This is a genomic window from Actinacidiphila sp. DG2A-62 (assembly GCF_035825295.1).
Lineage (GTDB): Bacteria > Actinomycetota > Actinomycetes > Streptomycetales > Streptomycetaceae > Actinacidiphila.
This window is the reverse complement of sequence record NZ_JAYMGI010000002.1, coordinates 7,408,374-7,420,145: the sequence shown is the minus strand read 5'-3', so window position 1 is coordinate 7,420,145 and position 11,772 is coordinate 7,408,374. Positions and strand designations below refer to the sequence as shown.

Sequence of the window (11,772 nt, the reverse complement as noted above, 5' to 3'; positions counted from 1 at the left end):
GAAGGAGAGGATGCGGCCGCTCCCGGCAAAAGTGAGCGCTCACATCCGGCGTGGGGGGTCACAGGCGTGCGCAGCTGACCACCGGGACGATGCCCGGCAGGGTGTGCCGACATGAGACTGACACATCCTGCGGCCCCGCCTCAAGGGGCGTGCGGCACAAGCCTGTTGCTGACCCGAGCCCGCGGTCGGCCGGACCCGGGGCTACGGATGCCCAAGCACTGTTAACGCTCACTCACCGCGTGATCCAGCCGGTGGGCGCGCGCGGCGGCGGCGCCGAACAGGTCAGTCGCCAGGCGTAGCCGTCGGCGGCGCGCCGTCCGCGAGCCGACCGGAAAAGGCAGCTTGTCACCGTCAACTTGACGGCGTTAACCTGGCGGCGGCCCAGGGCACGAGGTCCGGCGGGTGCGACATGAGGGGGCGTCATGCGAAGCCTGACCCTGGTCGGCCCGGGGGCCGTGGAGTGGCGGGAGGCGCCCGCGCCGGTCCTCCAGGCGGACTCCGACGTGCTCGTACGCCCGATCGTCTCCTCCGCGTGCGACCTCGACCGGCGCCTGGTGCGCGGCCCGAGCCCGTTCGAACCGCCGTACGCACTGGGGCACGAGGCGGTCGGCGAGGTGGTCGAGGTCGGCGGGGACGGCCCGCTGCGCCCCGGCGACCGGGTCGTCGTCCCCTGGCACATCAGCTGCGGCGCCTGTGACGCGTGCGCGCACGCGATGCCGGGCGCGTGCCGCACGGTCCCGCGCCTGGCCAGTTACGGGACCACCGCGGGCGGGCGCTGGGGCGGCCTGTTCGACGAGGTGGTGCGGGTGCCGTGGGCGTCCGCCAACCTCGTCGCGCTGCCCGACGGCGTCGACCCGGTGGTGGCCGCGTTCTGCTCGGACAACCTCGTGGACGCCTACCGCGCGGTCAGCCCGACGCTGGCGGCGCGGCCGGGAGCCGCCGTCCTCGTGGTCGGGGGCACCGCGACCCTGGGCCTGCTGACCGTGATGTCGGCGGTGGCGCTGAAGTCGGCGCGCGTGGTGTACGTGGACCGTTCGCCCGCGCGGGTCGAGGCGGCGGCCCGGCTGGGCGCCGCCGCCGAGCTGGTCGAGGACTATCCCGCCCGCGTGGACGGCGACTTCGACCTGGCCGTGGACGTCTCCGCGCACCCCGACGGTCTGAGGTGCGCGCTGCGGTCCGCGCGACCCGGCGGCGCCTGCGTGGCGCGCTCGGTGTACTTCACCGAGCCCCCGCTGCCCTACTTCGACCTGTACGGCACCGGCGTCACCTTCATGACCGGTCCGCCGCACGCCACGCCCTTCATCCCCGAGGTGCTGGCCCACCTCGCGTCCGGGACCCTCGACCCGAGCGCGGTACTCGCCGGCCCCTACCCGTACGACCAGGCGCCCGAGGTCCTCCTCGACCCGCCCGCGGGAAAGCCCGCGTTCGTCCACCCGCGGCCGGCCCCGTGACCCCCGGCCGCAAGCGTGCCCGCCCCGGCGAGGGCGGCCGGCTCCGCGCGGAACTGCTGGAGGCGGCCGAGACGGTGCTGGACGAGCAGGGGGAGGACGCCGTCACCGTGCGCGGCATCGCCGCGCTCGTGGGCGTCTCCACCCCCGCGGTCTACCTGCACTTCGCCGGCCGGCAGGAGCTGCTGCACGCGGTGTGCCTGCGGGTCTGGGAACGGCTCGGCGACGACATGCGGGCGGCCGGCGCGGGCGTCGAGGACCCCTTCACCGCGCTGTACCTGCGGTGCGCCGCCTACATCGCCTTCGGCCTCGCGCACCCGCTGCGCTACCGGCTGGTGATGAACTCCCCGGCCAGCGCGATCACCCGTCGGATCGCCGCGGACTGCTTCCGCCACCTGGCCGACGCCGTGGGACCCTGCGTGGCCGCCGGGTCCCTGCGCGGCGACGCCGACGAGCTGACCCGCGGCATCTGCGCCGGCCTGCACGGTGCGGTGGCCCTGCTGGTGCAGCAGCCCGCGGACACCTGGCCGAAGGACCTGACCGCCTACGGTCGGCGGGCCGCCGCGGCGGTCTGCCTCGGTTCCGCGGCGCTGGGCCGCCTCCCGGAGACCGCCGTCCCCTCGACGGCCGTCCTGGCCGACCTCTTCGACGTCGACGCCGACGGTCGGTGAGCCGAGCCGTTCCCGAGGCGCCGGGCACGTAGGAGCGAGGCGCTGCGGCGGCGGGCGTGGGAGCGCGGGTCCGCGCCCGTCGTCCCCGACGTCGATCGTTGGACACCCCAACACTTCCGAGCTACATTGGCATAGACAACGTTGGAGTGCCCAACATTTCTCGTCGGCGTGGGACCAGCAGCGGTCCGTCGCACGGCTGTCCCCACGCCGCTCCCCAGGAGTGATCCCATGAACAGCAGCAACACCCCAGCCGATCTCTCCGGCCGGAAGGTGGCCGTTCCCGGCGGCACAGGCGCCGTGGGCGAAGGCGTCGTCCGCGCCTACCTCGCCGCCGGTGCGGACGTCGTCGTCCCCACCCGCACCCAGGAGCGGGCCGAGGAGTTCCGGCGCGTGCTCGGCGAGGCCGCGACCGACCGCCTGCACCTGGTGGTCCACGACTACACGACGTTCGCCGGCGCGGAGCAGCTTGCCGACGAGATGGAGCGCAGGCTCGGCGGGGTGGACGACGTGGTGGCCCCGATCGGCGGCTGGTGGGCCGGCAAACCCCTCTGGGAGATCGACGAGGCCGACTGGCAGAGCGCCTTCGTCGATCTCGCGACCGCGCACATGGCCGTCGCACGGGCCTTCGTGCCCCGGCTGAGCCCCCGCGGCGCCTACGTCCTGGTCGTCGGGGAGTCCGCGGTCACGCCGATTCCCGGCAGCGGCCTGGTCAGCATGGAACAGGCCGCCCTGTCGATGATGCGGCAGGTCCTCGCCGCCGAACTCGCCGGGCGGCAGCGGGTCTTCACCCTGCTGCTCGGGCCGGTGGCGACGCGTCTCACCGAGACCGGCGAGCCGGACCAGGTGACCGCCGGCCAGGTCGGTGACGTCGCGGTCGCGGCCTCGGCGGCGAAGGAGGCGGGGCGCGAGATCCGGATGCGCGGCCGGGCCGAGGCCGACGCGGCGCTGGCCCTGCTGCGCGACCCGCGGCCGGCGGGGACCGGCCCGGTCCTCGCCGTGTCCACGATGGAGCCGAAGAGGGAACGACGCGACGACCTGGTCGAGGTCCTCGCGGAGCTCGCCGAGCAGATCCGCGCCGAACCTGGCTGCCTGCACTACTCGGTACACCGCGCGCGCGGCGAGGACGACGGCCGCCTGCTGGTGATCCAGATGTTCACCTCGATCCAGGCGTTCAGCGAGCACAGCGCGAAGGTGGCGGGCCAGATACCGCGGCTCGGCGCACTCCTCGCGACACCCCCCGAGCCGCCCACCTTGTTCGAACGCCTCCCCCTCGGCGACGACACGGCGACGGAGCACCTGCCGGCGTGACGCCCGGCCGGGCCGGTCTCGTGACGGGCGAGCGGCCCGGGAACCAAGTGGCCGGAGGGGCGGGTGGCCGGAAAGCGGCACTCGGGGATTCCGCTTGCGAACGTCCTATGGACGCATAAATATGCGGCGGTTACGGTGGCCATCCCCCCACACCACGAACCGGAGGTTCGTCGATGAGCACAGCGATCAGCCGGCGTCTCGCCAGTACGGTGGCCGCGGTCGCCGCGTTGTCCGGCGCGATGCTGGTCACCCCGACGCAGGCGCACGCCGCCTGGGGGACCCAGCTCCCCTTCACGGAAGTGGCGAACGTGTCCAGCGGCGGCGGCAACTACCAGGTCGGCAGCATTCACGGCTGGGTGCAGTTCGACTCCGGCGGCCAGGACGCGCGCTACTCCCTGGACGTGTGCCGGCAGAGCGCCTACGTCCTCTACGTGACGGTCGCCTACAACGCGACACAGAACCCGTCCACCGGCGCGTGGAGCCAGACCGTCGTCAGCAACGGCACGCCGCCCTGGCAGAGCGCGACGTCACCGTGCTGGAACTCCGAGGCCACCCTCACCGGCACCGTCCACGCGGCGGACCTCGCCAACCTCCACGTCCAGCTCACCGGCGGCACCTTCGTCAACGGCCAGAACCTCGTCACGGACGACGACGACTACCTCCTCACCAACCCGTACTGATCCGGCGGACGCTTCCGAGGTCGCCGCCGCGGACGGTGCACGGGACCGCCCGTGGACCGCGTTGCGCGAGTTCCCCGCCGCGGCGGCCGAGGGCCTGCTGACCGACCCCGCGGTCCCTAGCGGACCGGTGGTGTGAGGGCGGTGCGGTCGAACGGGCCGCCGTGGGAGGCGGCGTAGGCGACGGCGTCGTTGACGTCGTCGAGGCCGAACGACCGGACCCGCTCGGGGGCGAGGTCCAGGGCGCCCGAGGCGAGGAGCCGGACGATGCCGACGTTCGCCGCACGCGGGTACATCCACTGGCCGCGCACGGTGATCGAGTTGCGCATGATCCAGGGGTACGGGAGGGCGAAGTCGTCGCCGCCGAGCATGCCGACGCCGCCCATGAGCACGACGCGGCCGTGTTCCCGCACGGTCATGGCCGCCGTGCGCGCCGCCGAGCTGGGTGCGCGCGGCGGCAGCAGGTCGATCACCATGTCGATCGGGCCGCCGGCCGCCGCGGACATCGCCGCGCGGTCGCCGGCCTCGTCCCCGGTGAGCACGACCGGGCGCAGACGCGGCCCGAACCGGTCGGCGAGGAGGTCGAGCGCGGCCCGGTTGCGGCCCGGGGCGACCACGCGGCCCGCCCCCATGGCGAGCGCGACCGCGACCGCGCTGCTGCCGAAGTTGCCGGTGGCCCCGCTGACGAGCAGCGTCTCACCGGCCGCGAGCCCGCCGGCCAGCAGCCCGCCGTACGGGATGACGTGCACGGTGAGCGCGGCCCAGCGGGCAGGGTCGTCCCCCGCCGCCGCGGGAAGCGGAAAGACGTTCTCCGTCGGGACCCGCATGAGTTCGGCGAACGACCCGTCGTGCAGGTGCCGGGCGAGGCGCGCGCCGCCCTCGCCGCGGGAGCTCCAGCCCTGAAGCGTGATGTCGGGCGTCAGGGCGTCGTCCCGCGAGCGCACCGTGGAGTCGCACCACACCAGGTCGCCGGGGCGCAGCCGGGTGGCGTCCGGGCCCACGTGGACGATCCGTCCCACCCCGCCGATCCCGGGCACGACGGGAGGGACCAGGGGGTACTTCCGCTCGCCGCTGAAGACCTCAGCCGCGTACGGGGCGACACAGGCGGCGAGGACCTGGACCACCACCTCGCCGCCGCCGGCCTCGGGATCGGGAACCTCCCGCACCGTGAGCGGCGCGCCGAACTGCGTCAGAACTGCTGCTCGCACCTGATGACCTCCGTGTTCGTCCTCGTTCCTCGGGATCGACACTAGGAACCCGCGAGGCATGCCGGAAGCGACGATCCGGCATCTGTGGTATGCGTACATCGCATGGACATCTCCAGCACAGGCCTGCGGGTCCTGCGGCAGATCGCCGAGTCCGGCAGCTTCACCGCGGCAGCCGTCCGGCTCGGCTACACCCAGTCGGCGGTCTCGCGCCAGGCCGCCTCCCTCGAACGCAGCGCGGGCGCCGCCCTGTTCGAACGCCGCCCCGACGGAGTACGGCTCACCCCCGCGGGGCTGACCCTGCTGCGCCACGCCCGCACGATCCTGGACTGCCTGACGGCGGCCGAGCGCGACCTCACCGGGACCCTCCCGCGCGCCGAAGTGGTGCGGCTCGGGCTGTTCCTGAGCGCGGGCGCGGCCATCCTGCCCCTCGCGCTCACCCGGCTCGCGGCGACCGACCCGCAGATCACGGTCACGACGACCGAGGGCACCACGCCCTCCCTGGTCCGGGCGCTGCGCGCGGGCTCGATCGACCTCGCGGTGCTGACGTCCCGCCCGCCCCACCGGCCGGTGGACGGCGAGTCGCCGCGCCTGCACGTCGAGACCGTCGCGGACACCGAACTGGTCGTGGCGGCGCCTTCGACCGGAGACTTCGCCGGCCGCACCACGGTGCACGTCGACGAACTGGTCGACGCCCGGTGGATCGCCGCCCCGGCGTCGAACGCCGAGCCGCTGCTCGGCGTCTGGCCCGGCCTGCCCGGGCGGCCGGACGTCGTCCACTGCGCGCGCGACTGGCTGACGAAGCTTCAGCTGGTCGCCGCGGGCTTCGGGGTGACGACGGTGCCCTGGCGGCTGTCGCCGGTGCTGCCGCCCGGGGTGAGCCTGCTGCACGTCGAAGGCGCGCCCCCCGAGATCCGCCGGGTCCTCGTGGCGCGGCTCCCCGGCCGCCCCACCCCGGCGGTCACGGCCGTCACCCGAGCGATCGTCTCGACCACCTGATGCCTGCTCCGACCGTCGGATCCGGTGCCGCGGCCCGCCGAGCGCGCGCACCGTCACGTCGAGCCTGCGATCGCCTGCCGGGCCGCGTCCCGTGACAGGGGCGTGGGGTTCCGCTGCCGTGGCAGGCAGCGGAACCCCACGCCCCTCAGCGGCGGTCCCGGGTCAGTCCATGGCGTTGGCCGTGACGTCGTTCGGGTTGGTGAGGTTGCCGGTCAGCGGCAGGTTGCGCGAGCTGTCGCCGACCAGGATCTGGTAGGTGCCCGCCGAGGCGATCCAGTTGCTCGACGCGGTGTCCCAGTGCGCGAGGTCGTGCGCGGTCACCGTGAACGTGACCGTGCCGGACGCGCCGGGGTTCAGCGTGATCCGCTGGAAGCCCTTGAGCTGGTGCGGCGGCTCGCCGGCCGAGGCCGGATCGCCGACGTACAGCTGGGACACCTCGGTCCCGGCCCGGCTTCCGGTGTTGGTGACGGTGGCCGTCACCGTCGCCTGACCGTTGGTCAGCGCCCCGACCTTGAGGTTGCTGAACGAGAAGCTGGTGTAGGACAGACCGAAGCCGAACGGGAACAGCGGCGTGACGTTGTTCGCGTCGTACCAGCGGTACCCGATCTTCAGCCCTTCCGAGTACTGCACGGTGCCGTTGACGCCCGGCCACTGCGCGGCCGTGTTCGCCGGCACCTGCGCGAGCGAGGCGGGGAAGGTGATCGGCAGGTGCCCGGACGGGTTCACGTCGCCGAACAGCAGTTCCGCGATCGCCTGGCCGAACTCCTGTCCCTGGTAGAAGGTCTCGAACACGCCCGCGACCTGGTTCAGCCACGGCATCATGATCGCCGAGTTGTCGCTGAGCACCACGATCGTGTTCGGGTTGGCCGCGGCGACCGCGGAGATCAGCGCGTCCTGGTTGTTCGGCAGGTTGAGCGTGGTGTTGTCGGCCTCCTCATGGCCGTAGTTGTCGGCCGCGAAGACGATCGCGACGTTCGAGGACTTCGCCAGTGCGACCGCGCTGCTCTGGTTGGTCCCGTCGTCGTAGCCGACCTTGACGTCGGTGCCGGCCGTGCGCTGCTGGATCCCGTACAGCGGGGTGTACGTGCCCGTGCTGGTGGCGGTGCCACTGCCGCCGCCGGCGGTGATCACGCCGGCGCTGGCGTTGGTGCCGATGACCGCGACGGACTCGCCGCCGTTCGGATCGAGTGGCAGCACGCCGTTGTTCTTCAGCAGGACCGATCCCTCCTCGTCACCGCGCAGTGCGACCGCGCGGTGTGCGGGAGTGGCCACGATGGCGGTGGTGGAGCCGGTGGGCGCCTTGTCGAACATGCCGAAGCGGAACATCTGGGTCAGCACCCGGGACACCATGGTGTCGAAGGTGGCCTGGGTGACCTCGCCTGCGGCGACGGCCTGCTCCAGGTTGGCGCCGAAGAACCCGCCGAACGGCATCTCGATCGTCTCGCCGGCGTTGGCCGAGGGCGCGGTGGAGTGGATGCCGCCCCAGTCCGAGGAGATGAAGCCCTGGAACCCGGCCTGCTGGTACATCGGGACGTTCTCGATCTGCGGGTTCTGGCAGGAGTAGGAGCCGTTCACCATGCTGTAGCCGCACATCAGCGCCGCCGCGCCGCCCTTCTCGATGGCGGTCTGGAAGCCGGGCAGGTAGATCTCCTGCAGGGTGCGGCTGTCCACGATCTCGTTTCCGGGCGCCGACGGCTGCTCGATGTTGTACGCGGCCGCATGCTTGACCATGGCCATCACGCCCTGGCTCTGCATGCCCTGGACGTCGGCGCTGACGATCTCGCCGGTGAGGTACGGGTCCTCGCCGAAGGTCTCGTAGGACCGGCCCCAGCGCGGGTCGCGCACCATGTTGATCGTCGGGCCGAGCGAGACGTTGACGCCCTTGCCGGCGAACTCCTGGCCCACCGCCACGCCGAAGTCATGCTCGTAGGCGGGGTCGAAGGTGGCCGCGGAGGTCTCGCCGTCGGGGAACTGGGTGACGCCCCCGAGGCCGTCGCCCACGCCGGTCGGCCCGTCCTCCAGGTTGACGTCCGGGATGCAGAGCGAGGGCTGGCCGGCGATCTGCCCGATGTAGACGTTCGAGCCGTCGCCGTGCAGCATTCCGGCCTTCTGGTCCTGCGTCATCGCGCCCATCAGCTGGGCGACCCGGGTCGAGACCGCCACGTTGGGCTCGTTGAGCCAGGGGCAGCTGCCCGGTGCGGGCTGCGACGGGGGCGGCGGAATGGTGACGGTCTGGTTCCCGACCGTGCGGACGGCGAACTCCCACAGGGAGTAGCCGTAGCCCGTGCCGCGGGCCGTGCCGTACATCCGCACGTAGCGCCCGGTCCCCGTGACGTTGAGGGTCTGGGTGCCGCCGGTTCCGGTGGTCGTGGAGTAGATCGTGGTCCAGTTGGTCTTGTCGGTCGAGGTCTGCAGCTGGAAGCCGGAGGCGTAGGCGTTCTCCCACTGGAGCACCACCTGGCACACCGGCAGGCTGCCGCCGAGGTCCACCATGATCCACTGCGGGTCGGCGACCGCGCTCGACCAGCGGGTCAGGGTGCTGCCGTCGGTGGCGTAGAACGCGTCGTAGGCCGGGTTGTCGTCCTGGGTCGAGGAGGCCGTGGCGGGGTGGCCGAGGGCGGCGTTGGTGGTGCCGCAGTCGCCGGTGGGCGGTGTGCTGCCGCCGCTCCCGCCGGTGCCGCCCGTGCCGCCCGTGCCGCCGGTGAAGACCTGGAACTCCCACAGCGAGTAGCCGTAGCCGGTGCCGCGGGCCGTGCCGTACATCCGGATGTACCGGCCGGTCCCGCTGACGTTCAGGGTCTGGGCGCCGCCGGTTCCGGTGGTGGTGGAGTAGATCGTGGTCCAGTTGGTGTTGTCCGTCGAGGTCTGCAGCTGGAACGCGGTGGCGTAGGCGGCCTCCCAGTTGAGGGCGGCCTTGCAGATCGTCAGGGTGGACCCCAGGTCGACCGTGAGCCACTGCGGGTCGGCGGCGGCGCTCGACCAGCGGGTGCCGGTGTTGCCGTCGACCGCCGCGGCGGCGGGAGTGCCGGCGTTCTCGGTGGAGGAGGCGGTCGCCGGCTGGTTCAGCGCCGCGTTCTGCGTGCCGCAGGTCGCGCCGCCGCCGTCGGTCCCCGAGGTGCCGAAGACCTGGAACTCCCAGAGCGAGTAGCCGTATCCGGTGCCGCGCGCGGTGCCGTACATCCGCACGTAGCGGCCGGTCCCGCTGACGTTCAGGGTCTCGGTCCCGCCGGGACCGGTGGTGGTCGAGTAGACCGGGGTCCAGGTCGACCCGTCGGCCGAGACCTGGATCTGGTACGCCTTGGCGTAGGCGGTCTCCCACTGGAGCACGACCTGACTGATCGTCGCGGTCGCCCCCAGGTCCACCTGCAGCCACTGCGGGTTGCTCCAGGCGCTCTCCCAGCGGGTGCCGGTGTTGCCGTCCACCGCGTTGGCGGCGGCGTTGCCGGCGTTCACGGAGGAGGCGGTGACGGCCTTGCCCTGCGAGAGCAGCGTGGGGGCCGCGTTCGCGGTGGTCGCGCCGGAGGCGAGCAGGGCGGTGATCAGCGCCAGGACGGCGAGGGCCGCCGTCCAGAGGGTTCTGCCGGTCCTCCGGGGTACCGGAGCGAAGCCCGGCGGACGGTGGGGGCGGCGTTGCGTTCGTGTGGACACGGCTCTCCTATGGCTGGTGCTGTTCGGGGTGGGGGTTCGCGCCAGCCCCGTGACCGGCCGGGGTGGGAGCCGGAGTGGAAGCCGGGGCCGGCGAGCCGCTGCCGGCGGCGCCGAAGACCTGGAACTCCCACGAGGAGCAGCCGTGGCCGGTGGGCCCGCTGGGCGCCGTGCACGCGGATAACGCCCGGAAGCGTTTACGGCCACGACCGGCGCGCCGGCACGGGACATCGGCGTTTCCCATCGACTCTCCTGATCGACTCTTCTGACGGAGGAGCGGGGCATGGACGGGCGATCGGGGAGAGCGCTCTCCCATGGTGCTGCGCGATCGTGAGCCCGAGGACAACTCCGTGTCAAGAGATGCGGCGCCGCGAGCGCCGGCGAGTCGACCCCGGGGAGGGTGGGCCCCTCGGAGCGGCTCCGGTGAACCGACCCGCACGCTTCCGCCCAAGCACCCGCTCCGGCCGGTGCGCGTCGTCCCCGCGCTCGGTCGATCAGGCCGGTGGAGCGCTGTCCGCCCACCGCAGCAGCCGACCGAAACGGCAAGCTCGCACTCCTCACCCATGACAAACTGGCAGTCATGTCCAACTCATATGCGCAGCCCATCTTGAGGACGCCGGAACTCGGGAACGCATTGCAGGTCGTCGATCAGCTTCTGGGGATCGCCGACACCAGTGAACTCGAAGTCGACTTCGAGGCGCGGATTTTCTCGGAGCACGCCGTGACTTCCTTGCTGCAGCTGCTGCCCGGTGCGGACCACTGGAGCGAGACGGACGACGGGGTCTCGTCCGGCGGGCGAGACGCGTCTGCACGCCTCCCCGTGTGGCTGCAGAGTTGGGGAATGTCGCCGGACATGACGGAGCCGTTCCTGGCGGCTCTGGGAAAGAATCCCGCGGCGGTACGGTGGGATTTCACGGGCTGGCCCGAAGCGCCCGAGATCGGCCTCGGCATCGGCGGTTCCAGGGGCGCATACGTGACCATGTGCGTGAACGCGCGCGATCTCGACCTGACCGAACCCGCGAGCGACCACACCGTTTTCGTTCACGTCAAGCAGGTGGAAGCTGAGCGCGCCCCCTGGCTGGCAGCCCGCGTCGGGCTGGACGTGATCGGTTCCCTGGTCATGTCTCCGCACTGACCGGGACCACCTCGCCCACGATCGCCTCGATCGTCAGGGCTGATACGTTCTCGGTGCCTGAGACCCGAGGCCCCGTGTGGTACTGCCGGACGGGTCCGGCAGTACCACACGGGGCCGTTCGGGCACGGTCAGGCGCAGTTCCCCGATGACGGATCGCATATGTTGCTCGAGTGCGAGTGGGGCGAGACGGAATCTGCGACCCCGAAAGGATCGATGAAGTCCTTGCCCATCTCCATGAGACCACCCCAGAAGCCGAAGCTTCTGATATAGCTGTTGGACTGTGCGAACGGCATCAGATAGCCCGCAACTCCGAGGAAGCGGCCGGCGATGCGCGGACTGAGCCGTTCCGCGTGCGCCCCGCCGGTCACCCCGTTGAAAACTCGCCCTGTGTCGAATCCGCTGCTGGGGTGGATCACCCGGACGCGGGAATCACCTGCGAAGTGTGAGGCCACCTGCTGCGCCTGTTCCGCGCTCTGGGCGACATAAACCACATTGTTCGCCTGCCCCTTACCGGCTGGGTTCATCTTGCCATTGATGTCCCCGGCGATGTACTTCATGGCCTTGCCGTCCTTGGAACTCGTCGCATCGAAGTCCTGGACGTCAACGATTTTTCCATCCTCGTAGGAGACCCGGACGAAGTCCGACGTCGTCCCGTTGAACCGCAGATTACCGTTCTTGTCGGTG

General features: G+C 72.0%; 9 protein-coding genes. 6 read left to right on the top strand and 3 right to left on the bottom strand.

Translation table 11 applies throughout. From position 1 onward, the window contains the following. Positions 1-422 precede the first annotated feature (422 nt). The 4 genes from VSR01_RS32975 (at position 423) to VSR01_RS32960 (ending at position 4,107) form a co-directional block, all read left to right on the top strand. On the top strand, positions 423-1,451 hold the full coding sequence (locus tag VSR01_RS32975) for an alcohol dehydrogenase catalytic domain-containing protein (RefSeq protein ID WP_326452644.1): 1,029 nt from the start codon (positions 423-425) through the stop codon (positions 1,449-1,451). Continuing rightward, entirely contained in the window at positions 1,448-2,119 is a 672-nt protein-coding gene (locus tag VSR01_RS32970) for a TetR/AcrR family transcriptional regulator (protein ID WP_326452643.1), read from the top strand. Before VSR01_RS32975 ends, VSR01_RS32970 begins: the two co-directional genes overlap by 4 nt. A gap of 228 nt (positions 2,120-2,347) precedes the next feature. Continuing rightward, the gene (locus VSR01_RS32965; RefSeq protein WP_326452642.1) at positions 2,348-3,427 is read left to right on the top strand and encodes an SDR family oxidoreductase; all 1,080 of its coding nucleotides are present in this window, start codon (positions 2,348-2,350) and stop codon (positions 3,425-3,427) included. 173 nt (positions 3,428-3,600) lie between these two features. Next, positions 3,601-4,107, top strand: a complete 507-nt coding sequence (locus tag VSR01_RS32960) for a hypothetical protein (protein ID WP_326452641.1) — start codon at positions 3,601-3,603, stop codon at positions 4,105-4,107. Between the two features lie 116 nt (positions 4,108-4,223). Here the strand turns inward: VSR01_RS32960 and VSR01_RS32955 are convergent, their stop codons facing one another. Next, the gene (locus VSR01_RS32955; RefSeq protein WP_326452640.1) at positions 4,224-5,312 is read right to left on the bottom strand and encodes a zinc-binding alcohol dehydrogenase family protein; all 1,089 of its coding nucleotides are present in this window, start codon (positions 5,310-5,312) and stop codon (positions 4,224-4,226) included. A gap of 102 nt (positions 5,313-5,414) precedes the next feature. Here VSR01_RS32955 and VSR01_RS32950 point away from each other — a divergent pair, with 102 nt between their 5' ends. Beyond that, on the top strand, positions 5,415-6,308 hold the full coding sequence (locus tag VSR01_RS32950) for a LysR family transcriptional regulator (protein ID WP_326452639.1): 894 nt from the start codon (positions 5,415-5,417) through the stop codon (positions 6,306-6,308). Positions 6,309-6,470: 162 nt separating this feature from the next. On the opposite strand, the gene VSR01_RS32945 is transcribed toward VSR01_RS32950, so the two are convergent. Then, the gene (locus tag VSR01_RS32945) at positions 6,471-9,956 is read right to left on the bottom strand and encodes a discoidin domain-containing protein (RefSeq protein WP_326452638.1); all 3,486 of its coding nucleotides are present in this window, start codon (positions 9,954-9,956) and stop codon (positions 6,471-6,473) included. Between the two features lie 577 nt (positions 9,957-10,533). Between VSR01_RS32945 and VSR01_RS32940 the strand changes: the two genes are divergently transcribed. Then, positions 10,534-11,088: a hypothetical protein gene (locus VSR01_RS32940; RefSeq protein ID WP_326452637.1), complete on the top strand. Its 555-nt coding sequence runs from the start codon at positions 10,534-10,536 to the stop codon at positions 11,086-11,088. A gap of 128 nt (positions 11,089-11,216) precedes the next feature. Here VSR01_RS32940 and VSR01_RS32935 read toward each other — a convergent pair whose 3' ends face one another. Beyond that, a complete protein-coding gene (locus VSR01_RS32935) occupies positions 11,217-11,645 on the bottom strand; it encodes a hypothetical protein (protein WP_326452636.1) in 429 nt (142 codons plus the stop codon). Positions 11,646-11,772: the final 127 nt, after the last annotated feature.

Bases quoted from the DNA above. Each gene is read 5' to 3' on its own strand.
- VSR01_RS32975 (WP_326452644.1), top strand. From the start codon at position 423: ATGCGAAGCCTGACCCTGGTCGGCCCGGGGGCCGTGGAGTGGCGGGAG.
- VSR01_RS32965 (WP_326452642.1), top strand. From the start codon at position 2,348: ATGAACAGCAGCAACACCCCAGCCGATCTCTCCGGCCGGAAGGTGGCC.
- VSR01_RS32960 (WP_326452641.1), top strand. From the start codon at position 3,601: ATGAGCACAGCGATCAGCCGGCGTCTCGCCAGTACGGTGGCCGCGGTC.
- VSR01_RS32950 (WP_326452639.1), top strand. From the start codon at position 5,415: ATGGACATCTCCAGCACAGGCCTGCGGGTCCTGCGGCAGATCGCCGAG.
- VSR01_RS32940 (WP_326452637.1), top strand. From the start codon at position 10,534: ATGTCCAACTCATATGCGCAGCCCATCTTGAGGACGCCGGAACTCGGG.
- VSR01_RS32935 (WP_326452636.1), bottom strand. From the start codon at position 11,645: ATGAAGTACATCGCCGGGGACATCAATGGCAAGATGAACCCAGCCGGT.